At 66.1% G+C, this 24,037-nt stretch carries 24 protein-coding genes; 5 read left to right on the top strand and 19 right to left on the bottom strand.

Features of this window, described 5'->3' with window-relative positions:
* The first annotated feature begins 222 nt into the window (after nucleotides 1-222).
* On the top strand, nucleotides 223-627 hold the full coding sequence (locus CH291_RS00650) for a DUF5319 domain-containing protein (protein WP_032378069.1): 405 nt from the start codon (nucleotides 223-225) through the stop codon (nucleotides 625-627).
* Between the two features lie 81 nt (nucleotides 628-708).
* On the opposite strand, the gene CH291_RS00655 is transcribed toward CH291_RS00650, so the two are convergent.
* The 3 genes from CH291_RS00655 to CH291_RS00665 form a co-directional block, all read right to left on the bottom strand.
* Complete coding sequence (locus CH291_RS00655) at nucleotides 709-1,725, bottom strand: anti-sigma-D factor RsdA (protein WP_094686459.1); 1,017 nt, start codon at nucleotides 1,723-1,725, stop codon at nucleotides 709-711.
* The gene (locus tag CH291_RS00660) at nucleotides 1,718-2,296 is read right to left on the bottom strand and encodes a sigma-70 family RNA polymerase sigma factor (protein WP_032397500.1); all 579 of its coding nucleotides are present in this window, start codon (nucleotides 2,294-2,296) and stop codon (nucleotides 1,718-1,720) included. Before CH291_RS00660 ends, CH291_RS00655 begins: the two co-directional genes overlap by 8 nt.
* Nucleotides 2,297-2,432: 136 nt before the next feature.
* Nucleotides 2,433-3,260, bottom strand: coding sequence for a hypothetical protein (locus CH291_RS00665; RefSeq protein ID WP_094686460.1), 828 nt, complete (start codon nucleotides 3,258-3,260; stop codon nucleotides 2,433-2,435).
* A gap of 719 nt (nucleotides 3,261-3,979) precedes the next feature.
* Here CH291_RS00665 and CH291_RS00675 point away from each other — a divergent pair.
* Nucleotides 3,980-4,273, top strand: a complete 294-nt coding sequence (locus CH291_RS00675) for a WhiB family transcriptional regulator (RefSeq protein ID WP_027496361.1) — start codon at nucleotides 3,980-3,982, stop codon at nucleotides 4,271-4,273.
* A gap of 65 nt (nucleotides 4,274-4,338) precedes the next feature.
* Here the strand turns inward: CH291_RS00675 and groL are convergent, their stop codons facing one another.
* Together groL and groES are read right to left on the bottom strand one after the other, a co-directional pair.
* Complete coding sequence (gene groL / locus CH291_RS00680; protein WP_094639155.1) at nucleotides 4,339-5,952, bottom strand: chaperonin GroEL; 1,614 nt, start codon at nucleotides 5,950-5,952, stop codon at nucleotides 4,339-4,341.
* Nucleotides 5,953-6,050: 98 nt separating this feature from the next.
* Nucleotides 6,051-6,350, bottom strand: coding sequence for a co-chaperone GroES (gene groES / locus CH291_RS00685; RefSeq protein WP_008718149.1), 300 nt, complete (start codon nucleotides 6,348-6,350; stop codon nucleotides 6,051-6,053).
* A gap of 521 nt (nucleotides 6,351-6,871) precedes the next feature.
* On the opposite strand from groES, the gene CH291_RS00690 reads away from it, so the two are divergent.
* Nucleotides 6,872-8,548: an Hsp70 family protein gene (locus CH291_RS00690; protein ID WP_094686462.1), complete on the top strand. Its 1,677-nt coding sequence runs from the start codon at nucleotides 6,872-6,874 to the stop codon at nucleotides 8,546-8,548.
* Here CH291_RS00690 and tsaD read toward each other — a convergent pair.
* The 8 genes from tsaD to glmS all read right to left on the bottom strand — a co-directional run bounded on the left by tsaD (nucleotide 8,533) and on the right by glmS (nucleotide 16,897).
* Entirely contained in the window at nucleotides 8,533-9,570 is a 1,038-nt protein-coding gene (gene tsaD / locus CH291_RS00695) for a tRNA (adenosine(37)-N6)-threonylcarbamoyltransferase complex transferase subunit TsaD (RefSeq protein WP_094639153.1), read from the bottom strand. The two genes, CH291_RS00690 and tsaD, sit on opposite strands and share 16 nt — an antisense overlap.
* Complete coding sequence (gene rimI, locus CH291_RS00700; RefSeq protein ID WP_094639152.1) at nucleotides 9,567-10,058, bottom strand: ribosomal protein S18-alanine N-acetyltransferase; 492 nt, start codon at nucleotides 10,056-10,058, stop codon at nucleotides 9,567-9,569. Before rimI ends, tsaD begins: the two co-directional genes overlap by 4 nt.
* Entirely contained in the window at nucleotides 10,055-10,726 is a 672-nt protein-coding gene (gene tsaB / locus CH291_RS00705) for a tRNA (adenosine(37)-N6)-threonylcarbamoyltransferase complex dimerization subunit type 1 TsaB (protein ID WP_094639151.1), read from the bottom strand. The genes rimI and tsaB overlap by 4 nt, the downstream gene beginning before the upstream one ends.
* Before the next feature lie 64 nt (nucleotides 10,727-10,790).
* Complete coding sequence (gene tsaE / locus CH291_RS00710; protein ID WP_094686463.1) at nucleotides 10,791-11,294, bottom strand: tRNA (adenosine(37)-N6)-threonylcarbamoyltransferase complex ATPase subunit type 1 TsaE; 504 nt, start codon at nucleotides 11,292-11,294, stop codon at nucleotides 10,791-10,793.
* Nucleotides 11,287-12,306 (bottom strand): alpha/beta fold hydrolase, encoded by a 1,020-nt coding sequence (locus CH291_RS00715; RefSeq protein WP_094639149.1) that lies wholly within the window; start codon nucleotides 12,304-12,306, stop codon nucleotides 11,287-11,289. Before CH291_RS00715 ends, tsaE begins: the two co-directional genes overlap by 8 nt.
* 3 nt (nucleotides 12,307-12,309) lie before the next feature.
* On the bottom strand, nucleotides 12,310-13,512 hold the full coding sequence (gene alr / locus CH291_RS00720) for an alanine racemase (RefSeq protein ID WP_179276409.1): 1,203 nt from the start codon (nucleotides 13,510-13,512) through the stop codon (nucleotides 12,310-12,312).
* A gap of 80 nt (nucleotides 13,513-13,592) precedes the next feature.
* A complete protein-coding gene (locus CH291_RS00725) occupies nucleotides 13,593-15,026 on the bottom strand; it encodes an NAD(P)H-hydrate dehydratase (protein WP_094686464.1) in 1,434 nt (477 codons plus the stop codon).
* Between the two features lie 8 nt (nucleotides 15,027-15,034).
* Complete coding sequence (gene glmS, locus CH291_RS00730; RefSeq protein ID WP_094686465.1) at nucleotides 15,035-16,897, bottom strand: glutamine--fructose-6-phosphate transaminase (isomerizing); 1,863 nt, start codon at nucleotides 16,895-16,897, stop codon at nucleotides 15,035-15,037.
* Nucleotides 16,898-16,997: 100 nt separating this feature from the next.
* On the opposite strand from glmS, the gene CH291_RS00735 reads away from it, so the two are divergent.
* Nucleotides 16,998-17,858: a dienelactone hydrolase family protein gene (locus tag CH291_RS00735; protein WP_094639190.1), complete on the top strand. Its 861-nt coding sequence runs from the start codon at nucleotides 16,998-17,000 to the stop codon at nucleotides 17,856-17,858.
* A gap of 12 nt (nucleotides 17,859-17,870) precedes the next feature.
* On the opposite strand, the gene CH291_RS00740 is transcribed toward CH291_RS00735, so the two are convergent.
* From CH291_RS00740 to CH291_RS00750, 3 genes are read right to left on the bottom strand one after another with little or no spacing between them, the layout of a single operon-like run.
* Nucleotides 17,871-18,140, bottom strand: coding sequence for a hypothetical protein (locus CH291_RS00740; protein ID WP_141215276.1), 270 nt, complete (start codon nucleotides 18,138-18,140; stop codon nucleotides 17,871-17,873).
* Entirely contained in the window at nucleotides 18,137-19,945 is a 1,809-nt protein-coding gene (locus CH291_RS00745) for a hypothetical protein (protein WP_094686466.1), read from the bottom strand. The genes CH291_RS00740 and CH291_RS00745 overlap by 4 nt, the downstream gene beginning before the upstream one ends.
* On the bottom strand, nucleotides 19,942-20,247 hold the full coding sequence (locus CH291_RS00750) for a type VII secretion target (protein WP_094639145.1): 306 nt from the start codon (nucleotides 20,245-20,247) through the stop codon (nucleotides 19,942-19,944). The genes CH291_RS00745 and CH291_RS00750 overlap by 4 nt, the downstream gene beginning before the upstream one ends.
* A gap of 151 nt (nucleotides 20,248-20,398) precedes the next feature.
* On the opposite strand from CH291_RS00750, the gene CH291_RS00755 reads away from it, so the two are divergent.
* The gene (locus CH291_RS00755) at nucleotides 20,399-21,439 is read left to right on the top strand and encodes an LLM class F420-dependent oxidoreductase (protein WP_037188278.1); all 1,041 of its coding nucleotides are present in this window, start codon (nucleotides 20,399-20,401) and stop codon (nucleotides 21,437-21,439) included.
* Between the two features lie 6 nt (nucleotides 21,440-21,445).
* Here CH291_RS00755 and glmM read toward each other — a convergent pair whose 3' ends face one another.
* From glmM to rplM, 3 genes are all read right to left on the bottom strand, one after another.
* Nucleotides 21,446-22,801 (bottom strand): phosphoglucosamine mutase, encoded by a 1,356-nt coding sequence (gene glmM / locus CH291_RS00760; protein ID WP_094686467.1) that lies wholly within the window; start codon nucleotides 22,799-22,801, stop codon nucleotides 21,446-21,448.
* A 106-nt stretch (nucleotides 22,802-22,907) separates the two neighbouring features.
* A complete protein-coding gene (gene rpsI / locus CH291_RS00765; protein WP_032397516.1) occupies nucleotides 22,908-23,432 on the bottom strand; it encodes a 30S ribosomal protein S9 in 525 nt (174 codons plus the stop codon).
* Entirely contained in the window at nucleotides 23,429-23,872 is a 444-nt protein-coding gene (rplM, locus tag CH291_RS00770) for a 50S ribosomal protein L13 (RefSeq protein ID WP_037188282.1), read from the bottom strand. Before rplM ends, rpsI begins: the two co-directional genes overlap by 4 nt.
* Between the last annotated feature and the right edge of the window lie 165 nt (nucleotides 23,873-24,037).

Below are 24,037 nucleotides of genomic sequence, written 5' to 3' on the forward strand. Positions count from 1 at the left end.
AGTGCGGGATTGGAGAACGGATGGAGTTTCGGCACTTGCACTCATCTGTTCAGCGCCGTGAACCATGGTATCGGCTAGGGCACAACCAGTGCGAATGCGTCTCGCTGTGAGTGGCTTCGAGCACCGAAACCCCGGTCCTCGGCGTTGTCGGTGGCAGGTACGTCCGGCATGTCGCGTTCGAACGGCTGGCGCAGACCCACCAGTCCTGCGTACCGTGGAGGCGTGCGCGATCAATTGCCTCCCGGTCTACCCCCGGATCCGTTCGCCGGAGACCCAGCCGACCCGTCGGCCGCCCTCGACGCCATCGAGCCAGGCCAGCCCCTCGATCCTCAGGAGCGATTGGCCGTCGAAGAGGACTTGGCGGACCTGGCTGTCTACGAGGCTCTCCTGGGCCACCGCGGCATCCGCGGTCTCGTCGTGTGCTGCGAGGACTGCCAGCAGGACCACTACCACGACTGGGACATGCTGCGTGCGAATCTGCTCCAGCTGCTCGTCGACGGCACCGTCCGGCCGCACGAGCCTGCCTACGACCCCGTACCCGACGCCTACGTGACCTGGGACTACTGCCGAGGCTTCGCCGACGCTTCGATGAACGACGCGCTGCACGGCGACGGATTCGACAGCTGACCTCCGACACTTCGCAACGAAGAAGCCCGACACGATGATCGTGTCGGGCTTCTTCGTGTCCGCTGAAGGATCGAGAACCTGTCAGCTGCCGCCGGAGGGAACCGACATACGGTCGCGGTTCTCCGAGGAGCTGCTGCCTCCGGCGGTTGCCGTCGGCTGATCGGGCTCTTGCAGCACCGTCGGTGTGACGTCGGTGGTCGTTGTCGGACTCGGCGTCGTCGTCGTGGGCGGAACCTCGGGCGTCGTCGTTGCCGGAGCCGGAGTGCTCTGCACACCCGTGGTATCGGGCGTGACCTGATCCACCGGTGCCGGTGGCACGAAGACCTCCGGGCTGGGGAGCGGAGCCGGAACGACCGGAACCGGGGGCGGGACAGGCGCGGGCACCGTCAGTGCCTGCAACTCCTGCAGCAGACGTGCCAGCCACTGGTCGAGCTCGGCGCGCTGACCGTCGTCGAGAACAGCGGAACTGCTGTTCGACGCACCGTCGAGGAGTGCGCGAGCGGCAGTGGTGTCCCCCGAGGACAGGAGATTCTCCGCCTCTTGCAACTTCGACGTCGTATCGATCTGAGCGACAGTCGAATCCGCCTGCTCCGAGAAGACGACCGATTTGACGCTCCACAACGGATCGTCCGGCGTCGAGTTGTACGAGATGACCACCAGACCACCCATCACGACGGCGATCGCGGCTGCGGCACCGGCGATGGGACGCAGCAGACGCATGCGTCCACCGCGGTTGGCCGAGCTCGAGCGCGCCATGTCGGCGGCGAGCTTCTCGCGTTCGACGGAGGCGACGACCACGTCGAGGGAGGGTCCGGCCGGCATGGCCGGCGTGATCACGTCTGCTCGCCAATTGGCCAACAGAAGGGCGAGTTGGTACTCGTCTGCGTCATCGGTGGCAATCGGTCCGTCGCCACTGATCGCGTCGATGAACGCATCGTCACGACGTACGGCGACGAGGTCCACAGGACCACCGTCTGCGCCGATGTCGGCATAGGGATCGTTCTGCTTCGGTCCAGTGGAGTTCACGTGCTCACCGATACGCGAGATTCCGCGACTCGGCGTCTCACCGGGGCCACCGTGACCATTGTCCCTAGCCATACATTTCACCTGCTCTCACAACTTCGTTCTTCAGTTTTGCGATAGCTCGGTGCTGAGCCACGCGGATAGCGCCTGCAGTGCTGCCGACGGCGGCTGCTGTTTCCTCGGCCGACAGTCCGACGATGAGTCGGAGCACCAGAATCTCGCGGTGCTTCGCAGGCAAGGTGTCCAGCAGTGCAGTCATCTGTCGACTCGACTCGGATTCGAGAGCGCGCTGCTCCGGTCCGTGCTCCATCGACACGACATCTGGTACTTCGGCGGCCGGGTCCGATTTGTTACGCGAGGCACTGCGATGGGCGTCGGCGACCTTGTGAGCCGCGATGCCGTACACGAATGCCATGAACGGACGACCTTGATCCTGGTATCGCGGCAAGGCGGTCATGACTGCCAAACAGACCTCCTGCGCCACGTCGTCGGCCGAAAGCTGACCGCGCTCAGCCGAACCGACCCGTGCTCGGCAGTACCGAACGACGAGTGGTCGGATGAATTCCAAGACCCGGGACAGAGCCAGTCGATCGCCTTGCGCTGCGGCAACGACGAAAGAGTCCAACTCCTCACCCGCACTGTTCATCGTCGACAAATTTCCCCGCGTTACAGGTACGCACCCGCCTGGGAGCGCTTCCACGTGGTGGTGGAACGAGACCAAGGATAGCGACACCACCCGGCCACAACCGAACCGATCGGTCCGCCTTCGACCCAGGTCCTGGTCAACCGACCGTCGAACCCCCCAGGCGATCGATGGCGGCGGCCAGGTCGGCGGACGAGGCCATCCCGGCGTCGACCCCGCCTGTTCCTTCGCAGAGCATCGTGGCGGCCCAGCGCAGGGGCAGCAGCCCGGCCATCTCCGCAGCGCAGGCCACCTGAACGGCCGACTCACGAGCACGACCGGTCTCACCGACACAGCTCAGCGCCGCCGCAGCCACCAAGTCGGTCTTGACGATGTGGCGTAACGAATCGGCATCGTTGGCGAGAGCCCGAGCGGCCTCGGCGTGTCGGACCGCCCCTGGGCCGTCGCCGCGCATCATCGCCAGCTCGGCCGCTACCCACGACGCCCGTAGTGCCGGACGCCACAGCCCCTGACCGGCGGGGTCCTGCCGCTGCTCGGCACTGCGGGCCAACAGGGTGTCCGCGAGGCCGAAACGTCCGATTCCCAACGCATCTGCGGCCAGGCCGGTCAGCGCATCGCTCCGGGCCTCCACCGAGTCCGTCGATCTCGACGGTCCCCCGAGTCCGACGAGAAGGACCGCGATGCCGTCCCAGCGGCGGGCTCGCTCGTGTTCGCCCACCTGACGCAACCACGACGCCGTGGTCGACGCGTGCAGCGACCGAAGCTCCGCGCTGCGGGGTCGATACCGCCGAAGCTCGACTCCGGCTGCGCTGTACCGGCCCTGCCCTGCCAACGCGACACTGCGAAACCAGCTCTCTCGTGGATCGGTGGCTGCAGGCAGCGGGAATCGGCCGGGGTTGCCGCCGAATGCGGCGTCGAAGAGTTCGGACTGCGTCGCGGTGAACAGCGAGCTCTGCTCTGAAGGCACGGAGGCAAGGGTAGGGCCATCGCCGATGACGAACGGCGTCCGAGTCCTACCGATACGACGCGACGCAATTGCGTGAGGCGAATTCACTGTCGGTCCGAAAAGGGACAACAACGCGTCGTTTCGCGCGCAGAGAATGCAGTTTTCAAGGAATTAACAATGTGAACACAGCCGACTCGAAGACGAGAATCTGAACGCTGTGTGGCGAATAGGTTAATCGGCGCAGTCGGTCACACGATCGGCAAGCGATGCGCCGCACGCCGTCCGTTCGCCCCTTCGGGTCCCGGACGGCGCTCCGCGCAATCGCGTCGGACACCTCGCGCGGCCTCGACCGAATGGATCGACGCCTCACCCGACGCGTGCCACGGAGCGGCCCGAAGCACCAACGAAACGCCTGTGAACAGGGAAAACATCAACTACGTCATGCCGGTCGCATCGAGCGATCACATTGACGACCGACGCCGGACGACTGAGCTCCGCGACTTCGCTTCGACAGCCGGAATGCCGATGCCCTTCCCATCGTCTCCCGTGTCGACGGATTCTTCAACAGGAAGGACACGCACGCGGGTGAGTCGAAGTAAATATCGCCCGTGTTAATTCTTTGCCCCATAACTATGCATTTGCACACGACAGAGAACTATTGACTCGATTTCGTCGATCCACATAACGTTGTCGGCATTCGGATCACGAATCCGAGAAGCCACACCACCCTAGGAGTTTCCATGCCGCAGCCGAATCACCTCCCTGGGCCGAACGCCGACATTTGGGATTGGCAGATGCACGGCCTGTGCCGTGGCGTCGATTCGTCCATGTTCTTCCACCCGGACGGCGAGCGGGGCCGGGCACGAGCACAGCGCGAGATGCGGGCGAAGGAAATGTGCCGTAGTTGCCCCGTCCTCGCCCAGTGCCGTACACACGCCCTCAACGTCAGCGAGCCCTACGGGATCTGGGGCGGAATGTCGGAGACCGAGCGAGAACTGCACGCTCGTCACAATCGCCGCCGCATTGCGGTGTAATCACCCGAACACACGAGAAAGCCCCCAACCCGAAAGGGTTGGGGGCTTTCTCGTGTCATCGAACGTCAGTGAGCGTGTCCGTGCCCGGCAGAAGGCTCGGGGGCCTCTTCCGGCTTCTCCACGATCGCGCTCTCGGTCGTCAGGATCATGCGTGCAACCGACGCGGCATTGACCACAGCGGAGCGCGTCACCTTGACCGGATCGACGACGCCATCGGCCAACAGGTCGCCGTACGTCAGGGTCGCGGCGTTGAATCCATGTCCCTTCGGCAGTTCTGCCACCTTGCTGACGACGACGGAACCGTCGATCCCCGCGTTGGAGGCGATCCAGAACAGCGGTGCGTTGAGTGCGTTGCGCACCACGGCCACACCGGTGGCTTCGTCGCCGGTCAGGCCGAGGTCGTCGGCCAGAGCCAACGCTGCCTGAGTCAGAGCCGAACCGCCGCCGGGGACGATGCCCTCTTCGACGGCGGCCTTGGCCGCAGCCACAGCGTCGTCGACGCGGAACTTGCGTTCCTTGAGCTCGGTCTCGGTGGCAGCGCCGACCTTGATGACCGCGATGCCGCCCGAGAGCTTCGCCAGACGCTCTTCGAGCTTCTCGCGATCCCACTCGGAGTCGGTGTTCTCGATCTCGCGGCGGAGCTGACCGACGCGCGCGTCGATGTCGTCCTGCGTGCCCGCACCGTCGACGATGGTCGTGTCGTCCTTGGTGACGACGACGCGACGAGCGCGACCGAGCAGCTCGAGTCCGGCTTCCTTCAGGCTCAGACCCACATCGGCGGTGATGACCTGGCCGGCCGTCACGACCGCGAGATCGTCGAGGAACGCCTTGCGACGATCACCGAAGAACGGTGCCTTGACCGCCACGGCCTTGATCGTCTTGCGGATGGAGTTGACGACCAGCGTCGAGAGAACTTCACCTTCGGTGTCCTCGGCGATGATGAGCAACGGCTTGCCACTCTCGGCAACCTTCTCCAGCAGCGGCAGAAAGTCCGGAAGCGAGGTGATCTTCTCGCGGTACAGCAGGACGTACGCGTCCTCGAGAACTGCTTCCTGCGCGTCGACGTCGGTGACGAAGTACGGCGAGAGGTAGCCCTTGTCGAACTGCACGCCTTCGGTGACCGAGAGCTCGGTGAGCAGCGTCGAGGACTCCTCGACGGTGACGACGCCGTCCGCGCCGACGCGGGTGAGCGCCTCGCCGACGAGTTCGCCGATCTCGGGGTCACGCGAGGACACGGTGGCGACCTGAGCGATCGCCTGCTTGCCCTCGACCGGGGTTGCGGCGGCGAGCAGAGCCTCGGCGACCTTGTCGGCCGCCTTGGAGATGCCGGTGCCGAGTGCGATCGGGTTGGCACCTGCGGCGATGTTCTTCAGACCGCCGCGCACGAGCGCCTGCGCGAGGACCGTCGCGGTGGTGGTTCCGTCGCCTGCGACGTCGTTGGTCTTGGTGGCGACGCTCTTGACCAGCTGCGCGCCGAGGTTCTCGAACGGATCTTCCAGGTCGATCTCACGAGCGATCGAGACGCCGTCGTTCGTGACGGTCGGACCGCCGAATGCCTTGGACAGGACGACGTGGCGTCCCCGCGGCCCGAGCGTCACCTTGACGGCGTCGGCCAGCTTGTCGACGCCGCGTTCGAGTGCGCGGCGCGCTTCCTCGTTGAATTGGATTTGCTTTGCCATGTTTCGGTGTTACTCCTTCGAGTAAAGAAACTCGATCGAACGCACACCGCCCCGGGACCGACACGAAAATCGGATACCGGGGCGGGATGCGTTGTGGCCTACTTGGCGATGACAGCCAGCACGTCGCGTGCCGACAGAATCAGGTACTCCTCGCCGGCGTACTTGATCTCGGTGCCGCCGTACTTGCTGTAGATGACGGTGTCACCTTCTTTGACGTCGACCGGGATGCGGTTGCCCTTCTCGGTGACACGGCCTTCGCCTACGGCGACGACGGTGCCCTCCTGGGGCTTCTCCTTGGCTGTGTCGGGGATGACCAGACCGGAGGCGGTCGTCGTCTCGGCCTCGTTGGCCTGGACGAGGATCTTGTCCTCGAGCGGCTTGATTTTCACGCTCGCCACGTTGAGCCCTCCAAAGTTATGGGGTACGCGTCCGGGGTCGGATCCCCGGACAGCTGTGTGTAAGTACTTCTCCTGCGGTTCTGACAATCACGGCCTGAACTCGTTCCCGTCGTCGCGGGTGCCGGGACTTCGCTCGGTGCCAACTAGCACTCTATACACGAGAGTGCCAGCACTCAAGGGCTGGGTTCGCCAGGTTCGTGACACGTGGGTCGCGCGCGTGCGCACGCGCCCTCCTGCACCACCGCAAAAATCCGAAAACGGGCGAATCAGGACCCGAAACGCCGAACACCGGAGTCGTTTCCCGCTGTTTTACCGGCGTCCGCGAAGCCATCGAAAGACCAGGTAGAAGGCTATGAACTTTCACCGAAGAACCTACCGAGCGGCATATCGCGCTCGCGATGAGGCACGAAGTAACGTTACGATAACGGAGCTGTCCGAGCGATAACGGTCGACAGCCGTGCCGCGACATGGCACACAGAGCAGTCGATTCCGGACAGGTACACAGGGGCGGGAGGTGCAGCATGCGAGTAGGCGTGGGTATATCCACCGGATCCGAGGTCGTGTGCGCAGCCCTCGTCACCGTCGACACCGACGGTAGTCGCACGGTCGAATACCGCACCGTATCCACCGATCGCCAAGCGAACACCGACATCGGTGATCTGGTCACCTCGGCCATCGAACTCATGGCCTCTCTGATTCCCGGTCACCGGACCCCCGACGCGATCGCCGTCACCTACCGCACCGAGGAGCACGCTGCGGGAATTCGCGCAGCGCTGGCCCACACCACCCGCGATGTTCGACTGGTGCCCGAATCCGCTGCCGCGTCCGCGCATCTGGCGACCACCGGCCTCATCGATCGATACGACACGATCGCGCTGGTCGATCTCGGTGCCTCGGGCATGTCGGTCACCGTCACCGATCGGACCACCGACAAGGTACTGGCGCACGGCCGATCGGACGCCGTCGGCGGCGACGCCATCAACGTGCTCGTCCGGAACCTCGTGCAGGACATGACCCGTGACAACCTTCGGGACGACATCCGCGACGACCGCGGAATCGGGTCCGCGCGGTACCGATCGGTCAAGGAACAGCTGTCCCACTCGGACGAAGTCAGCATCGCGCGTTACAGCGGAATCCCGCTGACGGTCACCCGGGACGCATTCGACACCGCCGCGACCCCGATCTTCGGCACCGCAGCCGAGTTCGTACGAGGAGTGTTCGACGAGAGCACTCACGAACCCGAGGTCATCGTGCTGATCGGTGGAGGGGCGCACATCCCCCTGCTCGCCGCCACGCTCACCGACATGTTCCACGCCCCGGTCGTTCGAATGTCCGAGCCCGACGCGGTTCTTGCCGTCGGCGCTGCCTCCGTTGCCGCATCTGCCGACGGCGGCGGCTACCAACTCGTCTCGGCCACGCGCAACACCGCGACCCGGATGAGTCGATACTCCGGTGCGATCGCGGCCGCCGTCGTCGCAGGTGGTCTCGTTCTCGCCTACGGCGTGCAGACGATGACGCCTGCCGACGATGCCAGCGTCTCTCCGGCCGGAAGTACCGCGCGATCCGCGACCGAATCCAGCGATACCGGTGCGCCGGCCACCGGGGGCTACTCCCCCGACGAGGATCAGACGACAGCAGGACGCACCCCCGGGGATCCATCCGACCCCACGGCGACCTCGGTGGACGCCACCGGGTCGTCGGCGCGGTTCACCACGACCGCTCCGCCGACCAGTACCCCGACACTGCGTCCCGCACCGGACCTCCCGCGGATCGAGTGGCCGATCGACCCCACCACGAACCCGTCGTCCCCCGATGCCACCACCGGGATCCCGATCGAGCCGCCGACCTCGGTCACCACGACTCCGGTTCGACCCTCCGAACCGATCGAGTCCTCGGACCCGAGCGACACGACCGAGATCGTTCCCGGCCCGACGCCCGAGCCCACTACCGAGGTCACACCCGAGGTCACACCCGAGTTCACTCCGGTGCCGACCGAGTCGATCACCGTGCCCACCACCGATGTCAGCGGTTCGGAACCCACCCCGGAACTGACGGCACCACCGACGGTATGGTCGCCGCCGGTCGCAGCTCCCGCGGCGTCCGGATCCCCGACCGAGCCACTGTCGGCAGCCGAGCCGTCGGTTCCGCGTTCGTCCGAGACCACAGCCGCAACGCAGGACGCTCAGCCAGGCACCTGACTGGTCGCGACCGAGAGGCCGGGGTCGGTCACAGCGGTCAACGCCGACGGCTCGGCTCCGCCTGCAACGAGGTGGGCACCCAGTGCGGCGATCATCACGCCGTTGTCGGTACACAGTCGCGGCTTCGGAATTCTCAGCGTCAAACCCTGCTCTGTACAGCGACTTTCGATCAGCGAACGAATGCGAGAGTTGGCGGTGGCACCCCCACCCAGCACGATCGTGTCGACATCGACGTCGGTTGCCGCGCGAACGGCCTTCATCGTCAGGACATCGGCGACGGATTCCTGGAAGGACGCCGCGATGTCTGCGACAGGAATCGGATCCCCCGCACGTTGTCTGGCCTCGACGAATCGAGCGACGGCCGTCTTGACCCCGGAGAAGGAGAAGTCGTAACGGGCATCGCGTGGGCCGGTCATGCCTCGGGGAAACGCGATCGCAGCCGGATCGCCCTCGCGCGCAGCATCATCGAGTGCCGGGCCACCCGGGTATCCCAATCCGAGGAGCCGCGCAACCTTGTCGAAGGCCTCCCCCGCTGCGTCGTCGACCGTGGTCCCGAGCTCGGCGATCGGCCGGGACAGATCGTCGACGTGCAGCAGATGAGTGTGACCTCCGGAGACCAACAGCGCCACGCACGACGGCATCGGGCCGTGCTCGAGCGTATCGACCGCGACGTGGCCACCGAGATGGTTGACCGCATAGAAGGGCACGCCCCAGGCCGCGGCGTACGCCTTCGCAGCGGCAACCCCGACCAGCAACGCCCCGGCCAGCCCCGGCCCGATCGTCACCGCGACGGCGTCGGGCCGCTCGATGTCCGCGGCCGCCAGAGCCCGCCGCATGGTCGGCACGATCGCTTCGAGATGTGCGCGCGACGCCACCTCGGGCACCACTCCGCCGTACCGCGCGTGTTCGTCGACGCTGGAGGCGACCTCGTCGGCCATCAGTTCGCACGTCCCCGCTCCGCCCCAGCGGACGATCCCGACTCCTGTTTCGTCGCAGGAACTTTCGATACCCATGACGATCATCGGGCTGATCCTTTCGTGTTCTGGGGCCGACGCATGGTGAAGGCGTCGGCCCCGCTCGGCTGGTAGTACCCGGCCCTGGTGCCCACGATCTGGAACCCTTCGCGTCGGTACAGCTCGATGGCGGGCTCGTTGTCGGTGCGGACCTCGAGAAAGACCGGCCCACCGTGCTCGTCGGCCACGCGCAGCAGTTCGTCGAGCAATCGCCCGCCGATTCCCCTGCGGTGATGCGACGGATCGACTCCGATGGTGTGCACCTCGGACTCACCGACGACGAACGCTCCGCGGCTCGGCTGCCCCAGCAGCGAGATGCCTGCGTAGCCGACGACCTCGTCGTTCTCTCGCGCGGTGACGTAATGATTGTGTGGCGCGGCCAATTCCGCGATGAATGCATCCTCGGCCCACGGGTCGTCACCCGGGAACAGCACGGTCTCGAGATACGCGCACCGAGCAGCATCCGCCGCCGTCATCGACTCGATCGACACGGTCACTTCGGAGCCTTCGCTGCGGCTCGCTCGTCGAGCGTCTTGGCGTCGGGGCGGCGCAGGTACAACGGGACGAGCGGGCCGGGCACGATCCCGCTGCCGATATCGGCGGCGGCCACCGCGACCAGTCCGGCCGGAGACGGTGCCTGCACATCATGAACCGGAAGCTCGAATGCCGCAGCATGCGGTGCCGATCCGGCGACCGCGTCGACTCCCACACGGTCCAGTTCGGCCGGGGCCACGACGTCGGGTCCCGCGACTCGCACTCCCGCTTCGTAACGCGCCCAATAGATTTCGCGTCGACGCGCATCGGTCACCACCAACAGGGACCCGGGTTCGGAGACATCCGAGGCAATGGCGTCGAGACTACAGACGCCGAACACCGGAAGACCGAGTGCGTCACCGAAGGCCGCTGCCGTCGCCATTCCCACCCGTAAGCCGGTGTAGGGCCCTGGACCGACGCCGACGACGACGGCACCGAGATCGGCGGCGGTGATCTGCGCCTCGGACAGGCACTCGAGGATGTTGGGGGTGAGTATTTCTGCATGCGATCGCGCGTCCACCCGAACCCGCGTGGCGAGCGTCGTGGCCACTGCACCGACGGCGGACTCGGTCAGACTCACCACACCTGCGGTGACGGCGGGGGTCGAGGTGTCGACGGCAAGTACAAGCACGATGTTTCAGATTACCCGCACGCTCGCATGCCGACTCACTGCCGTCGTGCACAGCCGGCCGGGCTCAGTGCTGCGGCGTGACCACCGATTCCACGCGGCGTGCCGTAGCGCGTCGAACGTCGGAGTCCGGGTCACGCGTCAGATGAACCGACACATGGCCGTCAGTCAGCTTCTCGACCAATCCCTCACCCCACTCGACCACGACCACGGCGTCCGTGAGGTCGGTATCGAGGTCGAGGGCATCGAGTTCGTCGAGCGCCGACTGCCCCGTCATCCCCAGCCGATACGCATCGACGTGGACGAGCGTAACCGGCGGCAGACCGTGGGGCCGCGACCCGGCCCGGTGCTCACGGGCGATCACGAACGTCGGCGAGGTGACGCGGCCCTGCACACCGAGTCCGGCCGCAATCCCCTTCGTCATGGCTGTCTTTCCGGCCCCGAGCGGGCCGTCGAGAATCACCAGATCGCCGGCGACCAGAACGTCCGCAAGCCGTGCGCCGAACTCGGCAGTGTCTGCGGCAGTGGCCAATTCGACGTCCACCGGCAAGATCAGCGGCTCGTCAGACAACGCCCCACCGCCGCTTCTTGCCCGCGGCCTCCGTTGCCCGTGCCACGAGGCGCGCGATCGCACCGTTGACCTGTTCCGGAAATTCGAGTTGAACCAGGTGCCCGCCCTGGCGCACACGCACCATCTCCGAACGCGGCAGGGCCTGAGCCAGAGCCTCCGAGCTCGCGAACGGAATGATCCAATCCTCGTCGCCACACACGACCGATACCGGAATGTTCTCGAATTCCAGCAAGGCCTCGGACTCGTCGTGCAACTCGAGCGTCTCGAGGAAATTGACGATCGTGACGACGGACGTGTCGTCGATCATCGACTGGGAGAATGCCACCAGTCGTGGGGACACCCTGGTGCCGTAAGACGCCGCGCGCAGTACCGGTGAGATGAGTGCGCGCACAGCTCCGCGACCGAACTGCACGAAGCCGGGCGACGTCCGCACCGCGAGCCGGAACGCGTCGACGGCCGGATTCTGCAGACTTCGGCCCACCCCGGATTGCGCGAGACCGGCAGCTGTCGTCGAGATCAGGACTGCGCCGATGACACGCTGACGCAGCACGTCCGATCGTTGCCGCGCCATCGACAGGATCGACATTCCGCCCATCGAGTGCCCCACCAGAACGATGCGGCCCTTGGGTACCACCGAGCGAATCACCGCATCGAGATCGAGGCCGAGTTGACCGATGGTGCAACTCTCCGGGCTCGGTACTCCCGACCGCCCGTGACCGCGCTGGTCGTAGAAGACCATGCGGACCGTCGAACCCCATTGCTGTTCGAGTGCACGTCGTTGGAAATGCCACGACGACGTGCGAAGGCAGTAACCGTGTACGAATATCACGGTCAGTTCGGCATCCGAGGGACCGACTTCGCGAACCGCGAGCGGCACGCCGTCGTCCGCGGTGACGATACTGCCTCGGTCGGCATCCATCAGGTCGAGATTCTCGGTGGCCAGCGGATCCTTGTTGGACCGGAACGCCGTCTCGCGCACCACAATTGCAATACTCTGCAGCAATCCGAGCATGATCTATTTCGTCGCCTCCCCTGAGTGCGCGGCGACGAACCGTCGTCGAACACGTCCACGAATGCCGGTGACGACCTCGTAGCTGATTGTGTCGAGCGCATCCGCCCAATCCTGAGCGTGCGCTTCTCCCCTGTCCCCTGGCCCGAACAGTAGCGCCTCGTCGCCGACCGCGACACCCGAGCCGCCGCCACCGAGGTCGACGACGAATTGATCCATGCACACGCGCCCCACCGAGGGATAGCGGCGACCTCCGATGGTCACACCGAACCGCCCACTGAGGCGGCGAACGACACCGTCGGCGTAACCGAGAGCGACGAGTGCGACCACGGTGTCTGCGGGAGCGGTCCAGGTGTAGCCGTAGGACACCGATTCACCTTCGCTCACCTTCTTGATGTTCGCCACCTGCGCCGAGAGCGTCAGGACCGGGCGTAGCCCGTATGTCCCCAGCTCGGGTACCGGCGACAAGCCGTACAGAGCAATACCCGGGCGGACCATGTCGAAACCGAGATCGGGTCTGGTCAAGGTGGCAGCCGAGTTGGACAGATGCACGACGGCGGGAGGTGTTCCGCGGCGGGTAGCGCGCCGCACGGCGTCTCGAAGCCGCTCCGCCTGGGCATCGTTGGCCGGGTGTCCCGGCTCGTCGGCGCATGCCAAGTGCGAGAACATTCCGGTCAACCTAACACTGCCCTCCGCGACGGCAACCGCCGTCGTGTCGAGCACGTCGTCGAGATCGGCTTCCGCGACCCCGTTGCGGTTGAGCCCGGTGTCGATCTTGAGCGTGAGATCAGCGGTTCGGCCGACTCGGCGCGCGGCGTCGACCACGGCATCGAGCTGGGCGGCCGTGGACACTGCGATCCCCACCTGCCCGGCGATTGCCGCAGCGAAGTCCGAATCCGTTCGATGCAACCACGCCAGCACCGGGACCGTGATTCCCGCTGCCCGGAGTTCGAGGGCCTCGCCGATGGTGGTGACGCCGAGCTCCTGCGCCCCCGCTGCCACTGCGGCGCGTGCGACTTCGACGGCACCGTGGTTGTATCCGTCGGCCTTGACGACCGCCATCACTGCGGCGTCCCCGGCGAACTGCTGCAACATGTGGACGTTGTGAGCCACTGCGTCGAGGTCGACGGACGCCACAGCGCCCGAACCCGTCCGAGGATCGGTCCTCTCGTCGTCGCAGCCGATACTCACAACATTCGATAGTGCCATCCGGGCCGCCGATACGACGGATCAGGGTGCCACAAGTCGTGACACACCTGGTGTCGGACGTGGGCCACGCACGACCACGGTCACGTTGGGAGTGAGCGCACAATTCGGATCGCGTCGGGAATGGCCTCACACAGTGGGCTCGCAGAAATGGGTGCCGCGAACTCTCCACCGGACCCGTGAGCCGCACGGGCGGCGGCCAGGGCGTGGACCTTCGCTCCGCAGGCAGCCGCCGTGGACGGTGCCATTCCCGACGCGAGCAGGGCCCCGAGAATGCCCGACAGTACGTCGCCCGAGCCGGCGGTCGACGCGGCCGATCCTCCGGCATCGCTGACGAACGTGGTGCCGTCCGCATCGGCCACGATCGTCGCCCGTCCCTTGAGCAGAACGGTGACGCCCCAACGCGCGGCGAGATCTCGAACCGATCCCACTCGGTCGGGTGCGGGGTCGGATCCGGTCAGGCGGGCGAATTCTCCGGCATGCGGGGTCAGCAAAGTCGGTGCGGCGCGTCCGGCAACCCAGCGTTCGTTCTGTGCGAGGACAGTGAGCGCATCCGCATCGACGACCACCGGCAGGTCCGTGTCCAGAACTCGACGCACGATCTCCGCCGAATCCTCGTCGGTGCCGAAACCGGGACCGACCACCCACGCCTGCACCCTCCCGGCCGTGTCGAGATCCGGGGCGGCAACGACCTCCGGACAGTGAGACACGACCTCTGTGCCTGCACTTCCCACGTAGCGGACCATCCCGGAGGTGGCCGCAACAGCCGCGCCTACACAGAGCAGTGCGGCACCGGGGAACGTGGCGCTGCCTGCCAAAACACCCACCACGCCCTGCGAGTACTTGTCGTCCGCGGCCGTGGGAATCGGCCACACCCGTCCTACGTCGGCCGGCTCGAGCGACGCCATCGCCGGCGCGGGCAGCTCGAGGCCGATGTCCACGAGTTCGATTCGGCCACAACGAGGTACGGCCAGTACATGCACGGGCTTGCGCGCTCCGAACGTCACCGTCACGTCGGCGGTCACGGCCGGCCCCGGTGCGGCACCGGTCTCCGCGTCGACTCCGCTGGGAATGTCCACGGCCACGATCGGTGCGGTGATCTGCTCGACCACCGCAGCCGCATCGGGCCGCAACGGACCCTTGCCGGAAATTCCCACGATGGCGTCGACCACGATGTCGGTAGGTCCGCACCGAGTCACCACTCGTCCGCCCGACGCTCGCAGGGCTGCAAGACCTTCCGCGTGCGCCCGCGTCGGGTCGAGCAGGAGTGCCGACACCGAGACACCGCGGCGACGCAGATATGTCCCCGCCCACAGACCGTCTCCGCCGTTGTCGCCCGTGCCCACCAGAATCGTCACACGCCGTCCGGCGACGCCGCCCGTGCGCGCAGCCAGTTCGCCGGCCACGACGGTCGCCAAGCCGTACGCGGCGCGCCGCATGAGAACACCGTTGGGCAACGAGTTCAGCAGCGGCGCTTCCGCATTCCGAATCTGCTCGGGTGTGTAGTAACCACGCATGCCGAGCGCTACTCGACGGTGACGGACTTGGCCAGGTTGCGCGGCTTGTCCACGTCGTAGCCGCGCGCCTGCGCAACCTCGGCGGCGAACACCTGCAGCGGAATCGTCGACAGAAGGGGCTGCAACAGCGTCGAGGCTGCCGGGATCTCGATGAGATCGTCGGCGAAAGGCCGAACGGCCTCGTCTCCTTCTTCGGCGATGACGACCGTTCGTGCACCACGCGCTTGAATCTCGCGAATGTTGCTCAGCATCTTCGAGTGCAACACCGCACGACCCTTCGGCGACGGCATCACGATGATCACCGGGACACCGTCCTCGATCAGCGCGATCGGACCGTGCTTGAGCTCGCCCGCTGCGAAACCCTCCGCGTGCATGTACGCGAGTTCCTTGAGCTTGAGCGCGCCTTCGAGCGCAACCGGGTACCCGACGTGTCGGCCGAGGAACAGAATGGTCGTGGCCGTCGAGAGCTCTCGTGCCAGTGCCCGAACCGGTTCGACCGTCTCGAGCACCCTCTGCACCAACTCGGGCATCGCTTCGAGTTCGGCGAATTCACGCGCAACCTCGTCGGGATACTTGGTGCCGCGAGCCTGCGCCAACGCCAACCCGACCAGATAGTTCGCGGTCACCTGCGCGAGAAAGGCCTTGGTCGACGCGACGCCGATCTCCGGACCGGCACGCGTGTAGAGCACGGCGTCGGCCTCACGCGGAATCTGCGATCCGTTGGTGTTGCACACCGCGAGAACCCGGGCCTTCTGATCCTTGGCGTGCCGAACTGCTTCGAGAGTGTCCGCAGTCTCGCCGGACTGCGAGATGGCGACGACCAGGGTCGATCGATCGAGTACCGGGTCGCGATAGCGGAATTCGCTGGCCAGTTCCACCTCGACCGGAAGCCGAGTCCAGTGCTCGATCGCGTACTTGGCGAGCAGGCCCGAGTGGTACGCGCTACCGCAGGCCACGACGAACACCTTGTCGACGTCGCGCAGCTCCTGATCCGACAGTCGCTGCTCGTCGAGCACGATTCGACCGTTGTCGAAGTGGCCGAGCAACGTGTCCGCCACCGCGGCGGGCTGCTCCTGGATCTCCTTGAGCATGAAGTAGTCGTGGCCGCCCTTCTCGGCGGCTGCCAGATCCCAATCGATTCGGAACGGACGCCCCTGCGCCTCGTTGCCCTCGAAATCGCTGATGTCGTAGCCGTCGGCGGTGATGACGACGACCTGATCCTGGCCGAGTTCGACGGCGTTGCGGGTGTGCTCGATGAACGCAGCGACGTCGGACCCCAGGAACATCTCACCCTCGCCGACGCCGAGAACCAACGGCGTGGAGCGGCGCGCCGCGACGATCGTGTCCGCATGATCGGAATGGGTGAACACCAGGGTGAACGCACCCTCGAGACGACGCAGAACTGCTTTCGCGCTGGCCACGAAATCGCCCGCGGTCGGGCCATCGGCGTAAGCCCGCGAGACCAGGTGCACCGCGACCTCGGTGTCGGTATCGGAGAGGAACTCGATCCCGACCGCTTCCAGTTCGGCACGCAGCGGTCCGAAGTTCTCGATGATGCCGTTGTGCACCACCGCGACCGTTCCGGACGTGTCCCGATGCGGATGGGCGTTGCGGTCGGTGGGACGGCCGTGTGTCGCCCACCGGGTGTGACCCATTCCGGTGGTGCCGACGAACGTATCGGTACCGATGTCGTCCAGTTCGGCTTCGAGATTCGCCAGTCGACCCGCCTTGCGCTCGACGGCTGTCGCTCCTGCACCGTCGAGAATGGCGATGCCCGCGGAGTCGTAACCCCGATATTCCATACGCCGAAGCGCTTCGACCACCACACCCAGAGCTGGGCGGTGGCCGACGTAACCCACGATTCCGCACATGGACAATCAGGGTACTCGGCGGGGCGCGCACGACCCATTCGCTCAGGTTGACGTGTCCGGTGTCCCCCTGACGGGCCGCGGTTCGGTAGCGTCATCTCTCGTGGCGAAACCGAAGAAGCTGGCATCTGCTCTCTCCAAGCGCGGCCCGCACAAGGTGCTGCGAGGCGACCTGGCCCTCGCCGGGCAACCCGGTGTCGTCTACACCCCAGCCGAGGGTTACGGCCTGCCCGGCGTCGCCTTCGCACACGGCTGGATGCTGCGTCCCAGTCATTACACCGACACCCTGAAGCATCTCGCGTCCTGGGGCATCGTGGTTGCGGCACCGGACACCGAGCGCGGTCTCGTGCCCTCACACCGCGGACTCGCCACCGATCTGGGCACTGTGCTCGACATCATGACGGGCGTGCGACTGGGCCCAGGCAACATCAGCGTGCATCCGGACAAACTCGCCACGGCGGGCCACGCGATGGGGGCAGGCACCGCAGTGCTCGCCGCCTCCCGACGATCGGACATCAAGGCCGTCGCCGCGCTGTTCCCCGCACCGACTGCGCCCTCGTCCGAGGACGCCGCAGCCGGCCTTTCCGTGCCGGGACTCGTCGTCGGAGACAACTCGAACGCCGATTCGCTCACCGACAACTCGCTCGCGCTCGCCCAGGCCTGGAACGGCCCGACTGTCCTGCGCCGAATCGACGGCTCGACGGCGGACGGTTTCGTCGAGGGCCGCCGGATACTCGGCGCACTGGGCATCAACAAGCCCGACCGCAAGACTCAGCAGCGCACCCGCGCCGTCCTGACGGCCTTCCTGCTGTTCCATCTGACCGGTGACTCCGACTACGAGGAACTGGCCGGATCGACCGGCGAGATCGACGGCACCCGAGCTGTCGATCCACACGCGCCTCTCGACGCGCAGCCCAAGCCCAAGGCGTCCGCGTCGATCAAGGCGCTGCTCGGACGGGGCTAGTCCCGGCTGTCGTCAGACCAGCCAGGACCTCGGCCGTCCGTCGGGTTCGGTCTCGACGTGCGGCGTGGGTTCGCGACGGTCCAGGTGAGCCGGTTGCAGCACCGATCCCGACCCTGGCTCTACGTCGAAATCCGCTCCGCTCGCCTCGGCCGAACTCCGTGCTCCTCGGTCCATTGCCGGAGCCTGCGCCCGACTCAACGCCTCCGCCGCCCGCCCCATCGCGATTCGGTGCTGGTCTCGTATTCGATGCAACTCCCGACGCCACCCACTGTCGGTGCTCACAGCTCCCCTGCTTCACTGAGGCCCGCACCGCTACCGATGTCGGCGGGTTGCGGATCGGTGACCGGTCGATCCGCAACCACCGGATGCTGCACAGCAGGCTGCTCGATGTCGGGTGACTCAGGCGTGCACTGCACCGATGCATCCGAGTCGAATTCGGATGTGGGTGCCGGTTCGGCAGCCGGCACGGGTTCGGCGGATAACACCGGTTCCGCCGCTGCGACGGATTCGGCCGTGGGTGCCGGTTCTGCCGTGGGTGCCGGTTCGGACGGGGGTTTCAATTCGGACGGCACCGCTGCAGCCGGGGCCGGTCCGTCCACCGCGTCGACGACACCGGGGACCTCGACGATCTGAGGTAGGCCGAGCGGTTCGATTCCGAGCTCGAACGAGCGAGTTCCGAGTCCAGGAGTCTCCAGTTCGACAGACACCGTGCCGTCGTGTTCGAGTGCGATGCGGGCGCGATGCCCGTCGAGCTCGGCCTCGAGATGGCCGCGCTCGTCGCCGGCCGCGGGCCACGACTGCCCGGGCTGCGGCAACGGGTCCGACTCGGGTGGCCGGTCGCCGCTCACGTCCGGAGAAGCTTCCTCGGTGTTCTCGTCACCTGTCCGGCTGTCGAGTGCGGTATCGCCTGAGCCCTGGAGATCTCCACTGTCGATCGTCTCGGCCAGCGCGTCGTCGACACGGTCGACGATCTCGGCGACGACTCGATCCACGAGTCCGTCCAGAGAGTCCCCCAATCGATCGACGACACGACCGTCGGCGATCAGGGATTCGGCCGGATCCACGCTGTCCGATCCGGCGAGTGCGTTGCCGCCGGGTGGCGAGACGGCCGGGCCGACAGCGGCGGGTCCGACCGCTGGCGGCCCGACAGCTGCGGGCCCGAAAGCTGTTCCGGCTCCGGAACCGGCAGGCGTGGAACCGATCCCGGCAGGAGTCGGGTCTACCGAAGAGCTGTCGGGCCCCGTCCACGGCACTGCTGTACCGGGCTCGAGTGCCCAACTGCGCTCGTCGAGTCCGCCGAACGAAGGCTCGTGGACACTGCCCAGAATGTCCACCACCAACTTCAGACAGTCTCTGACGGCGGTGTCCGTGGCGCTGCATGCTGCGAGGACGGCCTCGCACGCGCCCTGTACGCGCGGAACGAACTCGGTGTCGATCCAGCGCCCGCAGCGTTCGGTCACCTCGGCAGCGAACTCGTCGGAGACATCGCCGCTGCGCACACCGTCGTTCAGATCCTCGAACGCAGACGCCAATCGTGGGAACACCGACTCTCGATCGACCGGCAGGCACTCGATTCCCGACGCAAGCAGAATCGCATCGATCTGGCCGACGTCCTTACCGTCCACCAGGTCGATGTCGAGGCCGCCGACGAGCTCGGCCTTGTCGGTCACTGCGTCACGGAGAACGTCGACGGCCGCACACATCGTCTGGTGAGAATCTTCGATCGACGCGAGGAACTGGGAAGCCTTTTGCTGTTCGGCCGACAGATAGGTCTGCACGGCCTGCCCGGCGTCACCGTGCCAACGCAACTGCAGGACTCTACGAAGCTGAATCTGCTCCTCGAGTTGATCGGCGAGTACTGCGGACACCGTCCCCACGGCGTCTGCATCGTGTCCGAGCGCACCGAGGTTCAGCCCACGCTGCTCGTCGTACCTGGCGCACATGTCCTGATACTGCGGAACCTCGACGCCCGGGACACGGCCGACCAGCGGCAGGAACCGCTCGAAATACAGCAAGCCTTCTGCGTTCGCATCGAGAATCTCGTCGATCGACGCCCTGTCACCGGACGAGGCCGAAGGAGGTGTCACCGGGGTGACTCGATCGCGTACGCGGTGGCGTCGTCCTGTTGCTCGTACTCGTTCATCGCGGTGGTGAGGGCATCGGCAATGTCGTCGACCGCGGACCGCCATGCCCCGACGGCACGCCCGAGCCCCAGGTACGCCTGGGAGTACGCAGCGCCCAGGTCACCGTAGTTCCGTCCGGCCCCGGCTGCGCCGAAGCCTGCGTCGGCAACGGAATCGGCGGCGTCACCGAGCACTTCCGCCGACGACACCAATGCATCTGCCACCCCGCGAACCCGGTCCGCGTCCACCCGAACTCCGTCGCTCATACGTTCCCGTTCCCCCTCCGAGTACCCCTTTCTCACTATGACGTGCGCCGACTCACATCGGTTCCCCAGGGAGCGGTAACGTCCCGATGTGAAATGTCCGTAACAGGTACCTGAAGTGGCTGCACCAGCTACTCACCGAACGAGGAGTCCCATGCACATCGGAACGATGCTGAACTACAGCGGTGGTTTCAACGAGACCGTTGCCGAGGTCGCCGAGCTCGAGAAGGCAGGTCTCGACATCATTTTCGTGCCCGAGGCCTACTCGTTCGACGCCGTCAGCCAACTCGGATTCCTCGCGGCCAAGACGAGCACGATCAAGATCGCGTCCGGCATCTTCCAGATCTACACCAGGACACCGTCACTGACCGCCATGACCGCCGCCGGTCTCGACTACGTCTCCGAGGGCCGGTTCGTGCTCGGGCTCGGCGCATCGGGACCGCAGGTCGTCGAGGGCTTCCACGGCGTCAAGTACGACGCACCGATCGCCCGAACCCGCGAGGTCATCGAGATCTGCCGCCAGGTCTGGCGTCGCGAGAAGGTGCAGTATCAGGGCAAGCACTATCAGATCCCGCTGCCGGCCGACCAGGGAACCGGTCTGGGCAAGCCGCTCAAGTTGATCAATCACCCTGTGCGCGATCGTATTCCGGTCGTCATTGCCGCACTGGGCCCCAAGAACGTCGAACTCACCGCCGAAATCGCCGAAGGCTGGCAGCCCATCTTCTACTTCCCGGAGAAGGCCGCCGACGTGTGGGGCGATTCCCTCGCAGCAGGCAAGGCCAAGCGTGACCCGTCACTCGGCGAACTCCAGGTCTTCGCAAGTCCGACGCTGGCGATCGGCGAGGACGCGGAGAAGTACCTCCCCTGGGTCAAGCCACATCTGGCGCTGTACATCGGCGGCATGGGAGCCAAGGGCAAGAACTTCTACAACTCCCTGGCCCAGCGATACGGATACGAGGCCGAGGCCGAGAAGATCCAGGACCTCTACCTGGCCGGCAAGAAGGAGGAGGCCGCCGCGGCAGTTCCCGACGAGCTCGCGCGCGCGGTCAATCTCATCGGCCCGGAAAGCTTCGTCAAGGAGCGGGTCGCAGCCTTCGCCGAAGCGGGTGTCACCACTCTCAATGTCGCGCCGCTCGCCGAGAACACCGCAGGCCGCGTCGCGCAGCTGACCGCGCTGCGCGAACTGACCGCCTGAGAAACGTCACACCGACGCGACCCGGCCCGCCAGCTCTTCGGCGAGCCGGGTCGCGACGTCGAGTTCGGACGCTTCCACCATCACCCGCACCAACTGTTCGGTACCGCTGGGGCGCAACAGAACTCGACCAGATTCCCCGAGTTCGCGCTCGGCCGACGCGACGGCGTCCGACACCGACGGTGCCGACGCCACCGCGGCTTTGTCCGACACACGGACGTTGATCAGCACCTGCGGCAGTGTCTGCATCGCCGACGCCAGGTCCGCGAGGGACCGCCCGGTCTGCGCCATCCGCTCCATCAGTCGCAGGGCAGTGGCAATTCCGTCTCCGGTCGTTCCGACTGCGGGCAGCACGACGTGTCCACTCTGCTCACCCCCGAGCGCGAACCCGCCGCGGCGCAACTCCTCGAGCACGTATCGATCTCCGACCGCCGTGGTACGCAACGTGATTCCGGCCTCGCGCATCGCAATGTGCAGACCGAGGTTGCTCATCACCGTTGCGACCAACGTGTCGTCGGTCAGGTGACCGGCGTCGTGCATCGCGATGGCCAACACCGTCATGATCGCGTCGCCGTCCACCACGGAACCCGACGCATCGACGGCAAGACAACGGTCGGCGTCTCCGTCGTGCGCGATACCGAGGTCGGCACCGTGCTCCACGACGGCCTTCTGCAATCCCTCCAGGTGCGTCGACCCGCACCCGTCGTTGATGTTGATGCCGTCGGGTTCTGCATTGATCGCCACGACCGTCGCACCGGCCCGTCGGTAGATCTCGGGCCCGACGACAGAGGCGGCACCGTGCGAGCAATCCACCACGACGGTCACGCCGTCGAGTCGATGCGACACCGACGAAGCGAGATGCTCGGTGTAGCGGGCTGCCGCGTCGCGCGCGACGTCGATGCGGCCGATCGCGGCACCGGTGGCGTCGTAGGGCTGCCTGTCGTTCGAAGAGCGCCCCTCGGGATCGAGGGCAGCTTCTATCCGGTCTTCGACGTCGTCGTCCAGCTTGTGCCCGCCCGCGGCGAAGATCTTGATTCCGTTGTCGGGCATCGCATTGTGCGACGCCGAGATCATCACGCCGAGCGCCGCGTCGTATTCGGCGGTGAGGTAGGCAACCGCAGGCGTCGGGAGAACTCCGACGTCGATCACGTCGACCCCCGATGCGGTCAGTCCCGCGGACACGGCTGCGCTCAGCATCGCCCCACTGATACGCGGATCACGACCGACCACTGCCACACGTCTGACGCCGCCGACGTTCGGTGCCAACACGGCGGCTGCGGCTCGCGCGATTCTCAACGCCAGTTCTGCGGTCAGAACCCCGCCTGCCAGTCCGCGAACTCCGTCGGTGCCGAACAATCGCGCCATGAACCAAGAACCCTTCGAGCGGAGAGAATGTGGTGGGAAACGCCTCGAGGGCAGGCGTCCGATACTGCTGGATGCCTGCCCTCGAGGATGAAACGGGTAAGACGCGTCAGCGCTTGGAGTACTGCGACGCCTTACGGGCCTTCTTCAGGCCGTACTTCTTGCGCTCGACTGCACGCGCGTCACGGGTGAGGTAGCCCGCGGCCTTGAGCGGCGGGCGATCGTCGGGTGCGAGTTCGATCAGTGCGCGCGAGATGGCCAGACGCAGTGCGCCTGCCTGTCCCGACGGTCCGCCACCGTGCAGCAATGCGACGATGTCGAAGGACTCCGCGCGGTCCACCAGAACGAGAGGAGCCTTGATCAGCTGCTGGTGCACCTTGTTCGGGAAGTAATCCTCGAGGGTGCGGCCGTTGAGCTTGAATCCGCCGGTGCCCGAGGACAACCGAACACGAGCGACGGCTTCCTTACGGCGACCGACAGTCTGGATCGGGCGATCGAACACGATCGGGGCCGGAGCGGCTGCGGCTTCGATGTCCGAGACGACCTCGGGATCTTCGACTGCCACGAACTCGTCGGCGGCGATCTCTTCGATGTTCTCCTGCGACGTCACGTCATTTCCCTCCGGCGCCGTCACTGGGACACCTGCTTGATCTCGAACGGAACGGGCTGCTGAGCGGCGTGCGGGTGGTTCGGTCCCGCGTAGACCTTCAGCTTGCTCGCGATGGCACTACCGAGCTTGTTCTTGGGGATCATGCCGACGACGGCCTTCTCCACGAGACGATCGGGGTTGCTCTCGAGGACCTGACGGGTCGAGCGCGACTTCAGACCGCCCGGATGGCCGGAGTGGTGGTGGTGGAACTTGCCGTCGAGCTTGTTGCCGCTGATGGCAACCTTCTCGGCGTTGATGATGACGACGAAGTCGCCGCCATCGACGTTGGGTGCGTAGGTGGGCTTGTGCTTACCGCGGAGCAGTGTCGCGGCCTGGACGGCGAGGCGTCCGAGCACGACGTCCGTGGCGTCGATCACATGCCACGTCCGGGTGGTGTCCCCGGCCTTCGGGGCGTAAGTAGACACAGAAAATTCCTGTCTTCATGATGTCGCTGCTGGCCAAGACGTGTGGATGCCCTCGGCGGCCAGTTGAGACCCGAGGACAAGAGCTCGATACGCACGTGAATACGTGGCGAGCCCATACACGCCAACGGGGAACGATACCGGGAGCGGACGCCCAGGTCAAAACGC

Origin of the sequence: Rhodococcus sp. 14-1411-2a, assembly GCF_002259485.1 — a bacterium.
Lineage (GTDB): Bacteria > Actinomycetota > Actinomycetes > Mycobacteriales > Mycobacteriaceae > Rhodococcoides.